Below are 18272 nucleotides of genomic sequence, written 5' to 3'. Positions count from 1 at the left end.
GGGGGGACCCTGTGGGAGAGTAGGACGCCGCCGAACAAATTTTGGATAAAAGGGAAACCCCGGACCGGGATACGGTCCGGGGTTTTCTGCGTTTACGGGACCTTTTCGCGGCCCTTTCTCCGCTTCTTTCACGGCTTCACGAGTTCCGTCTCGTAGGCCAGGATCACCGCCTGCACGCGGTCCCTCGCGCCCGTTTTCGCGAGGATGCGGGAGACGTGTGTCTTCACCGTGGATTCGGCGAGGTGCAGGCGCTGTCCGATCTCCGTGTTGGTCCAGCCCTGGCCGATGACCGTGAGGATCTCGCGTTCGCGGTCCGTGAGGCCGGTGAGGCGTGGGTCCTCGGCGGGCGGGGTGCCGGGCGGTGCGGGGAGATGCTGGACGTAGGCGTCGAGGAGGCGGCGGGTCAGGCTCGGGGCGACGATCGCGTCGCCGGCGGCCACCGCACGGATGCCGGCGAGGAGCTCCTCGGGGAGCGCGTCCTTCACCAGGAAGCCGGAGGCGCCGGCGCGGAGGCCCGCGTAGGCGTACTCGTCCATGTCGAACGTCGTGATGATGAGGACGCGCGGGCCGGGGTGCTCGGCGGTCTGGTGCTCGGCGATGATGCGGCGGGTCGCCTCGATGCCGTCCATGCCGGGCATGCGGATGTCCATGAGGACGACGTCGGGGCGGAGTTCGGCGGTGCGGCGGACGGCTTCGGTGCCGTTGCCGGCCTCGCCCGCGATGTGCAGGTCGTCCTGGCTCTCCAGGAGCATGCGGAAGCCGAAGCGCTGCATGGGCTGGTCGTCGACGATGAGGACCGAGGTCACGTGGCGGGTTCCTTCGGGGCGGGCGGGACGGGGAGGTGGGCCTGGACCCGCCAGCCGCCTGCGGGCAGCGGGCCCGCGTCAAGTGTGCCGTCGTACAAGGCGGTTCGCTCGCGCATTCCGGTGAGGCCACGTCCGGTGAGGCCGCGTCCACTGTGTCCGGGGGAGGGGGGCCCGCCCTTGCCGGTGTCGGTGACGGTGAGGGTCGTGCCGGTGGGGGTGTGCGTGAGGGTGACGGTGGCGGTGGCGTGGGGGCCGCCGTGCTTGAGGGTGTTGGTGAGGGCTTCCTGGGTGATGCGGTAGAGGGCGAGTTCGGCGGCCGCGGAGAGCGGGAGGGGCGGGGTGCCGTCCTGGGTGAGGTGGACGGGGAGGCCTGCGATGCGGACGCCGGTGAGGAGCTCGTCGAGGTCGGCGAGGGTCGGTTGCGGGGTCAGTTCGGGGGCGGCCGACGGGAGTTCGTCGTCGGCGTTGAGGACGTCGAGGAGGCGGCGCAGGTCGGTGAGGGCCTGGCGGCTGGTGGTGGCGATGGCGGTGAGGGCCTGGCCGGCGCGTTCGGGGTGGCGGGCGGCCGCGTAGGAGCCGCCGTCGGCGAGGCCGGTGATGACGGACAGGTTGTGGCCGATGATGTCGTGCATCTCGCGGGCGATGCGGGCGCGTTCGGTCGCGGCGGCGAGTCGGGCCTGCTGGTCGCGTTCGATCTCGAGCCGGTGGGCGCGTTCGACGAGGGACGCCGTGTAGTCCTGGCGGCTGCGGACGGCGATGCCGAGGGCGGCGACGAGGGCGAGCGACCACAGTTGCGGGACGACCTGCATGTCCCAACTGCCCTTGGGGAAGCGGAGGACGCCGATCACGACGGGGATCATCGTGAGGGCGCAGCCGAGGAGCAGGGTGCGGGCGCGGGCGCGCAGGGCGAGGTTGAAGACGACGAAGAGCTGGAGCAGGGCGGCCTGGAGGACGGCGCCGGTGGCGCTGTTCACGACGCCCGCCGCGACCATGACGGTCAGTGCGGTCATCGGGTGGGAGCGGCGCCACAGGAGCGGGACGGACAGGGCGAGGCTGAGGAAGAGGACGAGGGGGCCCGGCACTTCGGTGTTGTGGGCGATGTTCTTCCAGCCGTCGCCCGCGTAGTCGATGAGGGCCGCGGTGACGAAGAAGCCGGTGAGGAGCAGGTCCCACACCAGTGGGCGGCGCCGGTCCAGGGCGCGCACGCGCTGGGCGGTGCGGTGCAGGAAGCGGGAGGTGCGGGGCTGGGGCGGCGTCACGGCTTCTTCCTGGTCGGCCTGGTGGGCTGGGTGCGGCGGCCCAGTCTGGTCACACGTCGCGGCGCTTGAGAAGGAGCGCGGCGCCGGTGAGCGCGGCGGCGGCCCACAGGGTGAGGGTGAGCAGGCCGGTGAGCGGGGCGTTGTGGGCGGCCAGGGCGTCGATGGAGCCGAGGGCTTCGGCGGACTTGGCGGGGAAGTACCGTACGGCGCTGTCCACGACGTCGTTGCCGATCGCGCCGAGGACCTCGGGGAGGATCACGACGAGGCCGAAGAACGCGCCGATGGCGGCCGGGATCGAGCGGCACAGGGCGCCGAAGGCGAGGGCGATGACGCTGAGCAGGGTGATGCCGGCGGCGTTGCCCGCGAGGGCGCCGAGGACGCCGGGGTCGGTGAGGGAGAGGGCCTTGTCGGTGTCGCCGAGCCAGATCTGGGCGACGAGGAACGTGACGGTGTTGGCGGTGAGGGAGACGGCGAACGCGGTGGCGCCGAGGACGGCGGCCTTCGCCCACAGGACGGGCAGGCGCTGGGGGACGGCGGTCATGGTGGCGCGGACCAGGCCGGTCGCGTACTCGCCGGCGGTGACGAGGATGCCGAGGACGACGAGGCAGAGCTGGGAGATCTGGGTGCCGAAGAGGGTGAAGACGATGGTGTCGATGTTCGCGTCGTCGCCGTCGTAGGTGGAGCCCATGACGATGCCGACGGCGAGGGCGACCGTGGCGGCGAGGGCGAGGGTGAGCCAGGTGGAGCGCAGGGTGCGCAGTTTGTGCCACTCGGAGGTGAGGACGCGGCGCGGGGTGACGGTGTGGGGTGTGGCGCTCATGCGGCGGCTCCGGTGAGGGTGGCGGGGGTGGTGGCCTGGTACTCGACGGTGTCGTGGGTGAGGTCCATGAAGGCCTGTTCCAGGGACGCGGTGCGTGGGGTGAGTTCGTGGAGGGGGACGGCGTGGGCGGCGGCGATGTGGCCGATGTCCCGGGCGGTGAGGCCGCGTACGTGGAGGGTGTCGGGGGCCTCGGCGGTGATGTCGCCGGCGCCGGGCAGCAGGGTGCGGAGCCGGTCGGCGTCGGGGGTGACGACGTGGACGTAGGCGGCGCCGGAGGTGCGGACGAGGTCGGCGACGGTGGTGTCGGCGAGGAGACGGCCGCGGCCGATGACGACGAGGCGGTCGGCGGTCTGGGCGGTCTCGGACATGAGGTGGGAGGAGACGAGGACGGTGCGGCCCTGTGCGGCGAGGGACTTGAGGAGGGTGCGGATCCACAGGACGCCCTCGGGGTCGAGGCCGTTGACGGGTTCGTCGAGGATGACGGTCGCGGGGTCGCCGATCAGGGCGGCGGCGATGCCGAGGCGCTGGCCCATGCCGAGGGAGAAGCCCTTGACGCGTTTGCCGGCGACGTCGGTGAGGCCGGTGAGGTCGAGAACGTGCTCGACGCGGGAGCGCGGGATGCCGTGCGTGTGGGCGAGGGCCATGAGGTGGTGGAAGGCGGTGCGTCCGGGGTGGACGGCCTTGGCCTCGAGGAGGGCGCCGGCTTCGGTGAGCGGGGCGGGGTGGGTGACGTAGGCGCGGCCGCCGATGGTGGCGCGGCCGGCGGTCGGGGTGTCGAGGCCGAGGAGCATGCGCATCGTCGTGGACTTGCCGGCGCCGTTGGGGCCGAGGAAGCCGGTGATGGTGCCGGGTTCGACGGTGAAGGACAGGTCGTCGACGACGGTCTTGTCGCCGTAGCGTTTGGTGAGGCCGTGCGCTCGGATCGTCATGGCCCCCACGGTGCCGTCCGGGGTGCGGGCGGCGCGTCGGGCCGGGGCACGGAGCTGCGGAAATGCCGTAGTACCGGGGTACTACGGGCCCGTAGGGTGCCGTTGCATGGACTACGAGATCAGACCGGTGCGGGACGACGAGTGGCCGGCGGTGCGCGAGTTGCGGCTGGCCGCGCTGCGGGACGGGGCTGCCCCGATCGCGTTCCTGGAGACGTATGAGCAGGCGCTGGAGAGGCCGGACGGGTTCTGGCAGGACCGGGCCCGGGGGGCCTCGCACGGGACGTCGGCGCGGCAGTTCGTCGCGATCGCGGCGGACGGCCGGTGGGTGGGCACGGTGGTGGCGCTCGTGGAGGAGGCCGGGACCGAGGACTTCTTCGGGCGGCCGGTGCGGGAGCGGCAGGCGCAGCTCGTCGGTGTGTACGTGCGGCCCGAGGCGCGGGGGATCGGGGTCACCGAGGCGCTGTTCGAGGCGGCGGTGGCGTGGGCGCGGGGCCTTGAGGGGCTGCGGCGGGTGCGGCTGCACGTCCACGAGGACAATGCGCGGGCCGAGGGCTTCTACCGCAAGTTCGGGTTCGCCCTGACCGGAGAGGCCGTCCCGAATCCGGGCGACCCCTCCAAGTCGGACCGCGAGATGGTGCTCGCCGAGCCCCGGGACGTGCCTCAGTAGGGGCGTGCGGCGCGGGCGGTGCGCAGGGCGTGGGCCCACCAGTCGAGCTGGTCGAGCATGGCCTTGGCGGCGCCTGCGGCGCCCTGCGGGTCGTCGGCGGGGCCGCCGGGGGTGAAGTGGTCGGCGGTGGCGCGGTGGAAGCTGACGCCGTCGCGGACGGTGGTGCAGTGCAGCTCGGCGAAGACCAGGCGGAGCTGCTCGACCGCGCGCAGGCCGCCGGCGACGCCGCCGTAGGAGACGAAGCCGACGGGCTTGGCCTGCCATTCGGTGTGGTGCAGGTCGATGAAGTGCTTCAGGTGGGCGGGGAAGCTGTGGTTGTACTCGGGGGTGATGACGACGTAGGCGTCCGCGTCGGCGATGCGGGCGGCCAGTTCGGCCTGGTCGGGGGTGTGCTGGTGGCCCCAGTTCGGGTGGCGGTCGGGGAGGTCGAGGTCGGCCAGGTCGATGACGTCGAAGTGGGTCTCGGGGGCGTGGGTCCGGGCCTGGGTGGTGAACCAGTCGGCGACGGTGGGGCTCAGGCGGCCGTCTCGGGTGGAGCCGATGATGACGGCGGTGCGCAGGGGGGTGTCGTTCGGGGTCGTGTCCGGGGTCGTGTTCATGGTGTGGGCTCCTTCGTGGGTCGGGCTACGGGGCTTTCGTGGAGGGCGCTTGATCGGTGCGCGGTCCGGGACGGGCGGGTTTTCAGGAGGGTGTGGGTCAGGACTGCCAGGAGGGTCATCAGGGCCGTCACCGTCCACAAGGTGACGTGCCAGGCCGCTGTGAAGGCGAGGGGGTGGCCGCCCGCGCCCGCAGTGACGCGGGCCGCCGCGTTCGGTGAGCCGATGCGGGACTCGAGGGCGGACAGGAGCAGGGCGCCGAAGACGGTGAGCATGACGGCGCCGGTGCCGCCGCGGACGGTGTTGAGGAAGCCGGAGGCCATGCCGACCTCGGACGCGGGGACCATGGACAGGGCCTGGGCGTCGACGATGCCGATGGACAGGCCCTGGCCCGCGCCGATGGTGAGCAGGGGGCCGGCGAGCCCGGCGGCGGAGATGCCCGGGTGGAGCGTGGTGAGCCAGGCGTTGCCCGCGGCGATGAGCAGCAGGGACAGGACCAGCAGGTGCCGGGCGGGGACGCCGCGGTTGACGAGGCGGGCGCCGAGCGGGGGCAGGGCGAGGACCGGGACGGTCATCAGGAGCAGGGTCAGTCCGGCGGTGCGGGCCGATGCTCCGCTCGCGCCCTGGAGGTAGGTCGGCAGGAAGGTGAGGGCCCCGGTGGTGCCCGCGCCGAGTCCGAAGGCGCCGACGGCCCAGCCGGCGAAGGCGGGGTTGCGGGCGAGCCGGATGTCGAGGATCGGGCGGCGGCCGGTGCCGAGGAGGTGCCGCTCGGTGCGGACGAAGGCGATGAGCAGGGCGAGCGCGAGGGCGCCGGGGAGCAGGGCCTGCGGGGAGGTCCAGCCGGACTTGGAGCCCTGGGTGACGGTGAAGAGGGCGAGGGCGAGTCCGGCGATGAACGTGGCGGCGCCCGCCTTGTCGACCTGGGGGCGGACGTCGGCCCGGGACTCGCTCATCAGGCGGGTGCCGAGCAGGATGACGGCGCCCACGGCGACGTAGGACAGGAACGTGGCGCGCCAGCCGACGGCGTCGACGAGCCAGCCGGAGAAGGTGGGGCCGAAGGCGAGGCCGAGTCCGGCGGTGGTGCCGAGGGAGGCGAAGACGCGGGTGCGGGCGGGGCCGGTGAAGGTGGCGGCGAGCAGGGAGCCGCCGGAGGCCATGACGCCGGCGGCGCCGATGCCGGACACGATGCGGGCCGCGTCGAGGAGGAGGACGTGCGGGGCGAGGGCGGAGGCGAGGGTGCCGGCCGTGTAGACGGCGGCGCCGAGGGTGAGGATCCGGCGGCGGCCGTGGAGGTCGCCGAGCGAACCGGCGACCAGCATGCAGGAGGACGCGGCGAGGAAGTAGCCGACGACGACCCACTGCAGGGCGGTGCCGGAGGCGTCGAGGTCGGCGCCGATGCGGGGCAGGGCCACGGTGGTGCCGGACATGGCCATCGGCAGGGTGAGCATGCCGAGGAGCACGACGATCAGGGTGAACGTGGGGCGGCTGCCGCCGACTTCGCGGGCCGCCGAAGTCTGGGGTTCGGTTGCCATGCCGGTAAAGTACAACCGCGGTTGTAAGAAGTGCAACAATCGTTGTACCTAGGTCCGCGGGCCTAGGCTGTACGGGAACGGAGGCCGGGCATGACGGATCAGGATCAGGTACGGCACAAGGGCGGCGGCACGCTCGAGAAGCGGCAGGCGCTGCTGCGCGGCGCGCGCACGATCTTCGGGCGCGAGGGATACACGCGGGCGGGCATCGACGAGATCGCCGCCGAGGCCGGCGTCTCCACCCGCACCCTCTACAACCACTTCGGCGGCAAGGCGAACCTGTTCCGCGAGGCGCTCCTGGACAGCGCCGCCGCCGTCACGTCCGCCCATGTCGCGGTCGCCGAGCGGCACTTGACCAAGGTGACCGACGTCGAGAAGGACCTCCTCGCGTTCGCCCGCGAGTGGATGGGCCGCCGCACCGACCACGACGCGCACATGCGCCTGGTCCGCCAGATCATCGCGGAGGGCAACCGGCTGCCCGCCGACGTCATCGAGGAGTGGCAGCGCATCGGCCCGCGCGCGGTCACGGAGGCGGTGCGCGAGCGGCTCGCGGCACTCGGCGCGCAGGGCCTGCTGCGGATCGCCCCCGACGAATCGGCGGAGGCCGCCCGCCACCTGATGCTGCTCGTCGCCGGCGGCGTCACCACGGACACGTTCTTCGGCGTCGTCCCGATGTCCCCCGAGGACCTCGACGCCCGCGTCGTCAGCGGCGTCCGCACCTTCCTGAAGCTCTACGGGGTCTGAGGACCCCCGGCTCCTGCGAACTCCTTCAGCCGACCGGCAGTTCGGCGTCCGGCCACCGGGTGCGGGCCTGCTCGCGCGAGCGCAGCAGCGCCAGGGTGACCAGGCCCCGGTCCGCGCCGGAGGACAGCAGCTCGGGGAGCTGCGGAAGCGGGGCGACCGCGGCGACATCGTCCAGGACGAGGGTCATTGGTGGGTCGAGCCGGCCGGCGGGTGACCTTTCGGCCATGCGGCGGCCGTGCTCGACCACGCTGGAGGCGAGTGCCGTCAGGAGCGGCATCGCACCGGGGAGTTGCCTGGGGTTCTCGATGGGTTCACCCACCACATAGAGCGTGCCCCCTTCGTCCACGAAGGAATCCAGGACGAGGGAGTCGGCCCGGTTCGGTGTGCAGGCCTCGCGGACGTGCACGGAGAACAGGGCGGACAGGGCGCGGGCCGTCAGTTCCTGCGCCATGTCGCGGCGTTCGGGGTGCGAGGTGAGCGCGGCCTCCAGCTCGCCGGCCGCGCCCGAGGCGGCCTTCGGGTTCGTCCGCAGGATGCGGACCGCCTCCTGGACCTGGGTGCCCTGGGCCCAACGGTGCACATGGCGGAACGGTTTGCCTTCGGCGGCGGCCGCGTGGAGGTAGCTGCGCAGCAGGGTCTCGGCGGTTTCCGCCAGCGCGGAGTCGAGCTTCGCGGTGGGCCTGACGGGGGCGAGGAGCGCCGCGGCGCGGGCGGCCGCCGTGTCCCGGTCCTCGCAGCGGGATGCCGGGTTCCAGTGGAGGCGGGCCGGGGTGTCGCACAGGTGGGAGGGGTCGTAGAGGAGGACGGGGCCGAGTTTGGCTCGGGCGTCCTTGGTCTCCTGCCAGATTTCTGGGGACGAGGTGACGATCAGGGCTGCGCCGGGCGCGTCTTGGATGGCCTGTACCGCTTCGGTGCGGCGGGTCGGTGCCGGGCCTAGGAGGAGGGGGCCGGTTGTTCTGGGGGGCGGCACTGGTGTCGAGGGTGGCGTCTGCTCGGCCGGGGTTTCGGTCACCTGCTCCGCCGGTGGGGGCTGGTCGCGCCCCGCGACGGAGTCGCTGACCGGAACGGCCCCGCGCCCCTTCAGCGTCTGCCATGTCGCGGTTTCGTCTTCGTCCACTGCCGGTGGGGGTTGCTCGCGCAGTTCCCCGCGCCCCTTACGGGGCTCGTCCTCGCGCCCCGCGATGGAGTCGCTGGACGGAACAGTGCCGCGCTCCTGGCGGGGCGCTTCCGTGCTGCGGCGGCTTTTGCGTACCGCCCGCCACCTCGTGAACGTGCCCGCCACGAAGATGGTCAGGACCACCCCGATCAGGACCTGGCTGATGAGGAGGCCCCAGACGAGGCCGTAGCCGGAGAGCTGGGACTCGGGGGTGGACGGCCAGGCCGCGGCGATGTCGTGGGGGGCCGTGATCAGGGAGCGGAGGGCCGGCGGGGTGTGGCCGAAGGTCACCCCGTCCGGCCACGCACCCTTCGCGAACAGGCCCGCGAGCCCCGTCGCCGACCACACCAGGACGGTCATGCCGAGCACGAACGCCAGGACGCCGATCAGGAGGCCGTCCGGGACGCCGCCCCCGCGCCGCTGCTCCTCCCGGCGCTCGTAGCTCTCCCGCATCGTCACGCCACCGTGGACTCGGAGGCGTCGCCGAGGCGCTGCTCGACGAAGGCCGCGGCCCGCTCCTCCGCCTCCAGTTCCGCCGCGCGCATCGCGTCGTCGTCGTCGAGGAGCTCGTTCGACGACTCGGTCATGGCGCGGTCGGTGAAGACGAGGGGGCGTTCGGTCTCGGTGACGAGGTGTTTGACCACCTGCACGTTGCCGTTGACGTCCCACACGGCGATGCCGGGCGTGAGCGTCGGGATGATCTCGACGGCCCAGCGGGGCAGACCGAGGACCCGGCCGGTGGCGCGGGCCTCGTCGGCCTTCTGGGCGTAGATCGTGCGGGTCGAGGCCATCTTGAGGATCGCGGCGGCCTCCTTCGCGGCGGCGCCGTCGACGACGTCGGACAGGTGGTGGACGACCGCGACGAAGGACAGGCCGAGACGGCGGCCGAACTTCAGCAGGCGCTGGAACAGCTGCGCCACGAACGGGCTGTTGATGATGTGCCACGCCTCTTCGACGAGGAAGATGCGCTTCTTGCGGTCCGGGCGGATCCAGGTGTGCTCCAGCCACACGCCGACGATCGCCATCAGGATCGGCATGGCGATCGAGTTGCGGTCGATGTGGGACAGGTCGAAGACGATCAGCGGCGCGTCGAGGTCGATGCCGACCGTCGTCGGGCCGTCGAACATGCCGCGCAGGTCACCGTCGACGAGCCGGTCCAGGACCAGGGCGACATCCAGACCCCAGGCCCGTACGTCGTCTATGGCCACGTTCATCGCCTCGGCCGACTCCGGCTCGGGGTGGCGGAGCTGCTCGACGATGTCCGTGAGGATCGGCTGGCGCTCGGTGATGTGGTCGGTGACGTAGGCGTGCGCGACCTTCAGGGCGAAGCCGGAACGCTCGTCGAGGCCGTGGCCCATCGCGACCTCGATGATCGTGCGGAGCAGCGCGAGCTGGCCCGTCGTCGTGATCGCGGGGTCGAGCGGGTTGAGCCGGATACCCATGTCGAGGGCGGCCGTCGGGTCGAGCCGGATGGGAGTTATGCCCAGCTCCTGGGCGATGAGGTTCCACTCGCCGACGCCGTCCTCGCCCTGCGCGTCGAGCACGACGACCTGCCGGTCCTTGAAGCGGAGCTGACGCAGGACGTACGTCTTCTCCAGCGCCGACTTGCCGTTGCCGGACTCGCCGAGGACCAGCCAGTGCGGCGCCGGGAGCTGCTGCCCGTACAGCTGGAACGGGTCGTAGATGTACCCCTTGCCGGAGTACACCTCGCGCCCGATGATCACGCCGGAGTCGCCGAGGCCGGGCGCGGCGGTCGGCAGGTAGACGGCCTGGGCCTGGCCCGTGGAGGTGCGCACGGGCATCCGGGTCGTCTCCACCTTGCCGAAGAGGAAGGAGGTGAACGCGTCCGTGAGGAGGGACAGGGGGTCACGCATCGGGAGCCTCCATGGGTGACGTGTGACCTACCTTCGGATGCCGGTCGCGAAGGGCAATGTGTTCACGAACGCCCGGTGGTGCTCACGGTCGCACCACTCCAGCTTCAGATAGGACTTGCCGGCCGAGGCCCGGATGGTCCGCTTGTCGCGGGCCAGCGCGTCCGGGTTGCGGGAGGAGACGGTGATGTAGCCGACGAGGTTCACTCCGGCGGCGCCGCTGGCCAGGTCCTCGCCGCGCTGGTCGAGCCGGCCGTGCGCGGCGATGTCGCGCGGGTCGACCGTGCGGTTCATCTTGGCGGCGCGGGACGCCTCTGCCTCGTCGTTCGTCTTCTCGGTGAGCATCCGCTCGATGGCGATCTCGGTGGGCTCCAGATCCATGGTCACGGCGACCGTCCGGATGACGTCCGGGGTGTGGACGAGCAGCGGCGCGAGGAAGTTGACGCCCACCGGCGTCATCGGCCACTCCTTGACCCAGGCCGTGGCGTGGCACCAGGGGGCGCGGGTCGACGACTCGCGGGTCTTGGCCTGGAGGTACGTCGGCTCCATGGCGTCGAGCTCGGCCGGCCAGGCGTTCCGCTTCGTCATCGCCTGGATGTGGTCGATGGGGTGGTCCGGGTCGTACATCGAGTGGATGAGGGAGGAGAGCCGGCTCTGGCCGAGCGGCTGGCGCACCCGGATGTCGGCCTCCTGGAGGCGCGAGCAGATGTCGGTCAGCTCGCGCGCCATGACGACGGCGAGGCCCGCGTCCCGGTCGATCTTCCTGCCGCCGTGTGGACGGCTCGCACGCGCCATCGCGTTGGCCTCCGCGGCCAGGTCGCGGGTGTAGTGCATGCAGGCGACGAGGTAGGCGCGGTGCTGCTCGCTGCTCGTCGACACCATGGACTGGAGCTGGTCGTACGAGCCCTGCAGCCAGCCGGGGGCACCGGTGTCGCCGCGCAGGACGACGTCCTTGGCGTGCGCGTCCGGGTCGGCGGGGAGCGTGCGGGCCAGCATCTGGAGGCGGGTCACGAAGCCGTCGCCGTTCGCCACGTGCTTGAGCAGCGTTCCGAACCGGTCGACGAGCGCCTCCTGGTCCTCGGAGTCGCGCAGGCCGACGCCGGGGCCCTCGATCTCGATCGCGGCGGTCACCGTACGCCGGTCGGCGTGCAGCAGCACCGCGATCTCGTCCGGCCCGAACGGGGCCGCGAGCCAGGTCAGCCGGCCGATGCCGGGCGGCGGCCCGATCTCGACCTCACGCCCGTCGAGCCGCGTGCCGGCCTCCATCGTGCGCGAGCGGTAGGCGGTGCCGCGCTTGAGGTGCCGCTTGTAACTGCGGTTGATCTCGAACCACTTGTAGAACGTGCGGCCCTTGTACGGGACGTACACGGCGGCCAGCGCCAGCAGCGGGAACCCCATGAGGAGCACGATGCGCAGCGACAGGACGGGGACGAGCAGGCCGCACATCATGCCGAGGAACGCCCCGGCGATGATCAGGAAGAGCTCGCCGGACTCGCGGTTGCGCCCGACGATCGCGTTGGGGCGGGCGCGCCCGATCAGATACGTACGGCGGGGCGTGACCGGAGGGGACACATGGGACTGGGTCGTCAACGCCCTGCACCTCCTCGCGGTTTGCTGGTGTTGCCGGTCCCGCTACGGCCTGCGTGCGGGGTGTTCGTGGGGCTCGTACGGGGCGGTGGTGCGGCGGAGGGGACAGTTCCGCCGCCGCCCCCGGCGGCCGGGCGACTGCTGTGCGCGGCCACCCCGCCGGACGCGGGGTTGGAGGGGCGGGCCTGGCCGGCGCCGCCACCTCCGGAACCGCCGCTGTCCTGACGGGTGCTGTGGGTCTTGATGCCCTGCGAGACGAGCGCGGCGGGCGAGGACATGACCGCGGCGGCCTTGCCCTCGGCGCCGCGCATGATGCGGTTGTTGCGTACGTTCGCCATCTCGTCGCCGAAGCCCGGGACGAAGCGGTAGATCATGCCGCTCGCGAAGATGGCGAGCAGCACGATGGCCAGTCCGGAGACGACGGCGGCGAGCGAGTCGGGGCCGTCCTTGCTGGTCGACAGCGCGCCGGCCAGGCCGAGCACGATCACGATGACCGGCTTCACCAGGATGATCGCGACCATGATCCCGACCCAGCGGCGCACATGGCCCCACAGGTTCTTGTCGACGAGCCCCGAGTAGACGACGACGCCGAGCAGCGCGCCCACGTAGAGGAGCACGGCGCGGAGGTAGAGCTCCAGGTAGAGCACGCCGGCCGCGAGGATCGACACGAGCGAGACGACGATCAGCATGATCGGGCCGCCGCCGATGTCGTCACCCTTCTTCAGAGCCTCGGAGAAGGTCCCGAAGAACGCGTCCGTCTGATTGCCCGTCGCCTTCGCGAGCACGTCCGTGACGCCGTCCGCCGCCGATACGACGGTGTAGAGGATCAGCGGGGTGAACGCGGAGGCGAGCACCGTCAGCCACAGGAAGCCGATGGCCTCCGACAGGGCGGTGCTCAGGGGGACGCCGCGGACGGCTCGCTTCGCGACCGCCAGCAGCCACAGGAGGAGCGTCAGGACGGTCGACGCGGCGAACACCACGGCGTACTGCTTCAGGAACTCCTGGTTCGTGAAATCGACCTCGGCGGTCTTCTTCACGGATTCGCTGAGCTTCTCGACGGTCCAGGAGGCGGCGTCGGCGCAGCCCTTGGCGAGGCTGGAGAGGGGGTCCAGGGGGCTGGTGAGGTCGGGGGTGGCCGGGCCGCCGCCCCCTCCGCCTCCGCTGCCGCCCTTGTCGTCCCGCTCGCAGTACTTCTTGGCGGGGCCGACGATGAGGTCGCACTTGTCCTCGGGCGCGGCGACGGCGCGCGACGCCAGGAGGACGAGTGAGGTCTGCACGGCGGCGAAGGCGCCGCCGAGCTTGAGAACGAGGCGGCTACCGGGCATAGGTGAAGCCTCCGTACTCCTCGACGGCCTTGGAGATCTCGTCGGCCGTCGAGACCTTGTTGTCGCCGTTCACGGGGGACGGGCCGTCCTTCTGGGAGAAGCTCTCGACCTTCCAGTCGCCGCCCACCCAGCGCAGCTTGAGGGTCATCGTGAACCAGTCGTTCGTCACCGGCGTCTTCGAGCCCTCACCGGCGGTGCCGAAGGCCCCGGTGCACCAGACCTCGACGGTGGCCGCGCCGGCGGCGTAGGACGGGACCTTGGTGCCGACCGGGACGGTGCGGGACACGTACGTCTGGCCGGCGGCGGGGTTGCCGTTCTCGTCCAGGCCGACGTTGCTCAGGAAGTCCTTCGAGTACGCCTTGTCGAACTGGGACCGCAGTGCGGGGACCTTGTCGGCGACGAAGAGCCGATCAAGGATGGCGCCCCGCTCACCAGGCTTGAGGATGTCCGCCGAAACGAGCTGAACCGCATAATTCGCCGCCGCCGACTGAACACCCTGCCGGTCATGGGCGAAGCCGGAATCCACGGGCTTCGTGCCGCTCGCCGCCGTCGGGGCGGCACCCGCGCGGGGCCCGGACGAGCCGTCACCCTCGTCCGAGGACCCGCCGTCCCCACGATTGGCGAACGCGATCGCCGCGATGAGCAGCACCACGACCCCGACCACCGTCACGAGGGAACGGGACGAGGAGCGGCCAGGTCTGCGCGCGCCGCCATAGACGTCCCCGGAACCCTCGGGGAGCCGCGTGCGGGTCTGCCCCGTCCCGCCGTACAGATCGTCGTCGTCCCGCCGTCCGTCGGCACTCACTCGGCCCACGCCCCCTCACCCTCTCGCACGTACGCGACCGCATACGCGTACGCATACGACGGTAGCCGTGCCGGTTCGCGCGCGGGCGCGGTGTGGTGACTGGACATCAGGGGACGCAACCTCAGCCGGTGGGTACGACAGGACGGATGGGGACGGGGACAGGAGAAGTAACCGGCGGGGACCGGGCCGAAACTGACGATGCGTGAACCGGGCTAAGCGCATAGCGCTAGACGGCCATCCCGTACACGATGGTGAAGAGCGTGCCGAGGGACCCGATGATGAAGACCCCGGTCAGGCCCGCGATGATCAGCCCCTTGCCCTGCTCGGCGCTGAAGGTGTCGCGCAGGGCCGTCGCCCCGATCCGTTGTTTGGCCGCGCCCCAGATCGCGATGCCGAGGCACAGCAGGATGGCCACGGCCATCACTACCTCGATCATCACGCGCGCCTCGTTGCCGAGGGTCCCGAACGGGCCCCAGTCGGGGGCGATCCCGCCGATGATGGTCGTGATGTCGCCTTTTTCGGCTGCCAGCAGCATGTGTAACTCACCGCCCCAAGTGGGTAGTTCTGTCGCCCCCGCCGCAGCGCAGAGGTCAGGCCCATTCTTCCTCAGAACGGAGCCGGTGCCCGCACACTTGGCGCCATTCCTTGGCCGAGTTCCTACGCGCGCGCGGTCCCGGAACCATGGAGACGGAGATTCCGGGACCGCGCAGGAACGTATGGTCACTCTGTGTATCACGCCGCTTTACCTGGAGCAATGAACACCGGGGGCGGCGTAAGGCGGCGTCGGGGCGTTCGGCCCGGGGGTCACCTGATGCGGTGGGTCTCCCAGAAGGGGCCGAGATCCTTGCTGGTCACGGACTGTGCGGCTCGCTTGAAGGCGGCGGTGGTGGAGACCCCGTACCAGTGGTCACGGGCGTAGTTCCGGAGCAGGCCGTCCATGGCGTCGGAGCCGATGGTCTTCTCCAGGTCCCACAGGGCGCAGGGGCCGAGGGAGTAGAGGACGCGGAACGAACCCGGGTGCGTGGAGAAGTACGCCATGGAGTTGGTGAGGGCGGCCTCGTCGTCGGGCCAGGTGGTCCCGTACGAGCACTGCTCCTCGAGGATGCCGAGCAGGCGGAAGCTGGAGTACTGGGCGAAGCTCTCGTCGAGCCAGGGCGAGCGGTACTCGTCGTTGCCGACGATCCCGTACCACCACTGGTGGGCGATCTCGTGGACGGCGGCGCCGCCCTCCTCCGTGGTGCCGAGCAGCACGAGTCCCGGGTACTCCATGCCGCCGGGGAACCCGGGTGTCATGACGAGGTCGAGTTCGCCGTACGGGTAGCGGCCGAGGGAGGCGCCGAGCGCGTCGACGGCGGTGGCGCCGTCACGCCGGTTGATGCGGACGCCCTCGGCCGGGGTGTCCGGCGACCAGTAGGACCTGACGCGGATGCCGCCGGGCGTGGTCTCGGCGGTGGTGCGGAACGGTCCGGCCGCCCACGCGAAGTCCCGTACCTTGCGTGCGACGCTGCGGGTGAGGGTGCGGCCGGGGGCGGCGCTCGGCTCGGAGGTGGTGCGGCCGGTCGCGGGGACCTTCAGGGCGGTCGGGTGGTCGAGCGTGACTTGGAAGTCGCCGGCCAGCGTGTAGAAGCTCTCCAGGCTGCTCGCGTACGGGTCGAGGTGCCAGCCCGTCGCGTCGTGCACGGCGAGGACGGGGAGGGCGTTGCCGAGGAAGCGGAAGGCGCCCTCGCGGCCGAAACGGTCGGTGCGGTCGGGCACGGTGATGTCGACGTCGAAGGAGACGGTGGCGCGGTGGCCCTGCGTGAGCGGCGCGGGCAGTTTGATACGCAGGGCGGTGCAGCCCACGGTCGGCGCGGCGGGGGTGCCGCCGCGCACCTTGGAGACCTTCACGGCGGGGGCCGCGCAGCCGTCGGGGCCGTTGCCCCACAGCCGTACGTAGACCTCGCGCAGGGGCTGCGCGGAGGCGTTCCGGAACGACACGCGCTGCCGGCCCGTCCAGCGGTCGCCGGTGGCGTCGGAGCGCAGGGAGACGTCGTAGAGGGGGTGGTCGGGGGTGGCGGCGGTACGTGTGCCCGTTTCCGCGGTGGCTCCGCTGGTCCCGGTCGCGGCGGCGGAGATGGCCAGGGCGAGGCCAACGAGCAATCTGCGCAGGGAAGTTGACGGCGACATGGCCGGAGATCGTGCCACAGGGGGTGCCTGGCGGGCCCCGCCGTGCGGGAAGTGACCGGGCCGGTTCCGCTACTGGCCGGCCGGGGGCGTACGGGGGTTTCGGTCCCGGGCGATTTCCTGCCGGCCATGTCGGACCGGGGGACGAGGTCACCTTCCGATCACGTGCGTAACAACCCGGGACCTCGCGCAACCGCAGGTCAGGGCCCGCGCATCCTCACCGGTGTCCCCGATCGAGCAGGGGCGGCGGTGCGTAGGCCGCGGCCCGGAGGAGAGAAACCGTGAGCGCTTCCGCTTCGACCCGACGACGTACCGCCCGAGCGGCTGTGGGCGTGCTGGCCGCTGGAATGATCGTGCTGGGGGCGAGTGCGTGTGGGGCGGGGGGATCGGGTTCCGGTTCGGGTTCGGATGATGCGAGGGCCTCCACGAAGCCGTCGGCGGCGCCGAGCACCTCGGCCCCTGCCGATGCCTCCGGCGCTGCGGGCGACTTCTCGCACATCTGCGGAGACCGCGTACCGGACGGCCTGACCGCTGAGCAGGCCGACATGCTGTCGCTCCTCGACAGCTACAAGGACGCGATGGATGACGAGGACACCGCGCGCGGCACGAAGCAGCGCGAGGAACTGGTCCGGGGCGGCGTCGCCCCGGCCTATCTCGGCACCCTGCGCGACTGGGAGAAGGCGAACTCCGCGGACGGCCTGTTCCGCAAGCCGGTGGGCGGTTCGCCCCAGTGCTGGGACGTGGCGGCGCCGCCCGCGGCCGGCGGCAAGAACCTGCTCGTGCTGAACTACCACTGGTTCGAGAACGACGACACCCGCGTGATGTTCGAGCTCGACAAGGTGGGCGACGGCGGCACGGTGTTCGTGAAGATCACCGACTCGCCGCTCTAGAGACATGGGTGTGACGGGGATGCGTGTGAAGCGGGCAGCGGTGTGGGCGGCGGCGGTACTGCTGCTCGGCGGGACGGTGGCGGGCTGCGGCGGCGGCGAACAGGAGAAGGCCAAGGCCAAGGGACCGGGGAGCCCGACGGCGCAGAAGCCGGACTCGAAGACGATCGACTCCGACGACGACCACACGGTGCTCCGCCTGTCCGACGGCCGCGAACTGTCCCTGACGTACGCGAAGGGCCGGGGCCTGGAGGCGAAGCATCGCGACTCGGCCACTGAGGCCTGGTCCGCACCGAAGACGGTCTACGCGAACGCCCACGACCCGTGCCAGGGCATCGAGGCGAAGGCGTACCGGGACACGGTGTGGGTGGTGGCGGGCTTCGGACCGTACTGCCGGGACGGCGAGGAGCCGCAGGACGTGCTCGCGGCGGTCGGCACGGATGATCTGTCCTCCTGGGCCACGAGCGTGGTGTCGGACCAGGGCTTCGATCCGAAGCCCCGCTTCCGTGACTCCGGCGCGCGGGTCGATTTCGTGGACCGCAGCTGGATCGGCACGACGACGTTGACCTGGAAGAAGCTGTCGGGCTTCGCTTCACCTACGGAGACCTATCGCCCCATCCACCAGTGGTTCGTGGGCCGCTGGCGCTCCCAGGACGGCACCCAGCAACTCACCATCGACCAGGCCGCCGGCGCCCGAAGCGCCCGCCTGACCGTCGAGTCCCTCACCGGCCCGCGCTGCAAGGGCAGCGCGATGCTCACGGGCTTGGACCAGCACGACCTGACGCTGAACAACTTCAAACTCGAAGAGGGTACGAAGACGGCGTACTGCCCGCCGGAGGACGAGACCGAGTACTCGTTCGCGGTGGACTCGGCTGACGGGCCGCTGCGCCTAGTCAAGATCGGCAATCGCCCGAAGACGGTGCGGACGTACGAGCGGGCGGATTGACATGCTCCTCGCCCTGAAGGGCGGGGATTCTGGCCTTCCCTGACTGGTTGCCGTGCACGTTACGCGGCACGGTTTCCGGTCGGGAATCCGTGGCTTCCTGTTTCTTCGCGCTGTGCCGGGATCGCTCCCGGTCTTACCGGCGCTCCGCAGGCCGATACCGCCAGTCCGGCGGCCTGTTTGAT

Annotated in this window: 17 protein-coding genes; 4 read left to right on the top strand and 13 right to left on the bottom strand. The window is 71.5% G+C overall.

Annotation, left to right across the window (positions count from 1 at the left end; genetic code table 11):
* Positions 1 to 128: 128 nt before the first annotated feature.
* From ACIBTU_RS39295 to ACIBTU_RS39280, 4 genes are read right to left on the bottom strand one after another with little or no spacing between them, the layout of a single operon-like run.
* Positions 129 to 806, bottom strand: a complete 678-nt coding sequence (locus tag ACIBTU_RS39295) for a response regulator (RefSeq protein ID WP_399131596.1) — start codon at positions 804 to 806, stop codon at positions 129 to 131.
* Positions 803 to 2065: a sensor histidine kinase gene (locus ACIBTU_RS39290; protein WP_399131595.1), complete on the bottom strand. Its 1263-nt coding sequence runs from the start codon at positions 2063 to 2065 to the stop codon at positions 803 to 805. Before ACIBTU_RS39290 ends, ACIBTU_RS39295 begins: the two co-directional genes overlap by 4 nt.
* Positions 2066 to 2114: 49 nt before the next feature.
* The gene (locus ACIBTU_RS39285) at positions 2115 to 2885 is read right to left on the bottom strand and encodes an ABC transporter permease (protein WP_399131594.1); all 771 of its coding nucleotides are present in this window, start codon (positions 2883 to 2885) and stop codon (positions 2115 to 2117) included.
* A complete protein-coding gene (locus tag ACIBTU_RS39280; protein WP_399131593.1) occupies positions 2882 to 3814 on the bottom strand; it encodes an ABC transporter ATP-binding protein in 933 nt (310 codons plus the stop codon). Before ACIBTU_RS39280 ends, ACIBTU_RS39285 begins: the two co-directional genes overlap by 4 nt.
* A 106-nt stretch (positions 3815 to 3920) precedes the next feature.
* Here ACIBTU_RS39280 and ACIBTU_RS39275 point away from each other — a divergent pair, with 106 nt between their 5' ends.
* Positions 3921 to 4481 (top strand): GNAT family N-acetyltransferase, encoded by a 561-nt coding sequence (locus ACIBTU_RS39275; protein WP_399131592.1) that lies wholly within the window; start codon positions 3921 to 3923, stop codon positions 4479 to 4481.
* Here ACIBTU_RS39275 and ACIBTU_RS39270 read toward each other — a convergent pair.
* Positions 4475 to 5080 (bottom strand): NADPH-dependent FMN reductase, encoded by a 606-nt coding sequence (locus ACIBTU_RS39270; RefSeq protein ID WP_399131591.1) that lies wholly within the window; start codon positions 5078 to 5080, stop codon positions 4475 to 4477. The genes ACIBTU_RS39275 and ACIBTU_RS39270 overlap by 7 nt on opposite strands.
* On the bottom strand, positions 5077 to 6609 hold the full coding sequence (locus ACIBTU_RS39265) for an MFS transporter (RefSeq protein WP_399131589.1): 1533 nt from the start codon (positions 6607 to 6609) through the stop codon (positions 5077 to 5079). The genes ACIBTU_RS39270 and ACIBTU_RS39265 overlap by 4 nt, the downstream gene beginning before the upstream one ends.
* Before the next feature lie 90 nt (positions 6610 to 6699).
* On the opposite strand from ACIBTU_RS39265, the gene ACIBTU_RS39260 reads away from it, so the two are divergent.
* Positions 6700 to 7350, top strand: coding sequence for a TetR/AcrR family transcriptional regulator (locus ACIBTU_RS39260; protein ID WP_399131588.1), 651 nt, complete (start codon positions 6700 to 6702; stop codon positions 7348 to 7350).
* Positions 7351 to 7375: 25 nt separating this feature from the next.
* On the opposite strand, the gene ACIBTU_RS39255 is transcribed toward ACIBTU_RS39260, so the two are convergent.
* The 7 genes from ACIBTU_RS39255 to ACIBTU_RS39225 form a co-directional block, all read right to left on the bottom strand.
* Entirely contained in the window at positions 7376 to 8959 is a 1584-nt protein-coding gene (locus ACIBTU_RS39255) for a type IV secretory system conjugative DNA transfer family protein (protein ID WP_399131587.1), read from the bottom strand.
* Positions 8960 to 8961: 2 nt separating this feature from the next.
* Complete coding sequence (locus ACIBTU_RS39250; protein ID WP_399131586.1) at positions 8962 to 10380, bottom strand: ATP-binding protein; 1419 nt, start codon at positions 10378 to 10380, stop codon at positions 8962 to 8964.
* A 27-nt stretch (positions 10381 to 10407) separates the two neighbouring features.
* A complete protein-coding gene (locus tag ACIBTU_RS39245; RefSeq protein WP_399131585.1) occupies positions 10408 to 11967 on the bottom strand; it encodes an SCO6880 family protein in 1560 nt (519 codons plus the stop codon).
* The gene (locus ACIBTU_RS39240) at positions 11964 to 13289 is read right to left on the bottom strand and encodes a hypothetical protein (protein WP_399131584.1); all 1326 of its coding nucleotides are present in this window, start codon (positions 13287 to 13289) and stop codon (positions 11964 to 11966) included. Before ACIBTU_RS39240 ends, ACIBTU_RS39245 begins: the two co-directional genes overlap by 4 nt.
* The gene (locus ACIBTU_RS39235) at positions 13279 to 14094 is read right to left on the bottom strand and encodes a hypothetical protein (RefSeq protein ID WP_399131583.1); all 816 of its coding nucleotides are present in this window, start codon (positions 14092 to 14094) and stop codon (positions 13279 to 13281) included. Before ACIBTU_RS39235 ends, ACIBTU_RS39240 begins: the two co-directional genes overlap by 11 nt.
* A 226-nt stretch (positions 14095 to 14320) precedes the next feature.
* A complete protein-coding gene (locus tag ACIBTU_RS39230) occupies positions 14321 to 14629 on the bottom strand; it encodes a hypothetical protein (RefSeq protein ID WP_188337772.1) in 309 nt (102 codons plus the stop codon).
* A gap of 269 nt (positions 14630 to 14898) precedes the next feature.
* Positions 14899 to 16260 (bottom strand): M1 family metallopeptidase, encoded by a 1362-nt coding sequence (locus ACIBTU_RS39225; protein ID WP_399131582.1) that lies wholly within the window; start codon positions 16258 to 16260, stop codon positions 14899 to 14901.
* A gap of 542 nt (positions 16261 to 16802) precedes the next feature.
* Here ACIBTU_RS39225 and ACIBTU_RS39220 point away from each other — a divergent pair.
* Together ACIBTU_RS39220 and ACIBTU_RS39215 are read left to right on the top strand one after the other, a co-directional pair.
* Entirely contained in the window at positions 16803 to 17147 is a 345-nt protein-coding gene (locus tag ACIBTU_RS39220; RefSeq protein ID WP_399131581.1) for a hypothetical protein, read from the top strand.
* Between the two features lie 19 nt (positions 17148 to 17166).
* Complete coding sequence (locus ACIBTU_RS39215) at positions 17167 to 18090, top strand: hypothetical protein (protein WP_399131580.1); 924 nt, start codon at positions 17167 to 17169, stop codon at positions 18088 to 18090.
* The last annotated feature ends 182 nt before the right edge of the window (positions 18091 to 18272 follow it).

Source organism: Streptomyces sp. NPDC050145, from assembly GCF_044460245.1.
Taxonomy (GTDB): domain Bacteria; phylum Actinomycetota; class Actinomycetes; order Streptomycetales; family Streptomycetaceae; genus Streptomyces.
Note: the sequence above shows the minus strand (reverse complement) of the source record. Positions and strands in the feature narration are given on the sequence as shown.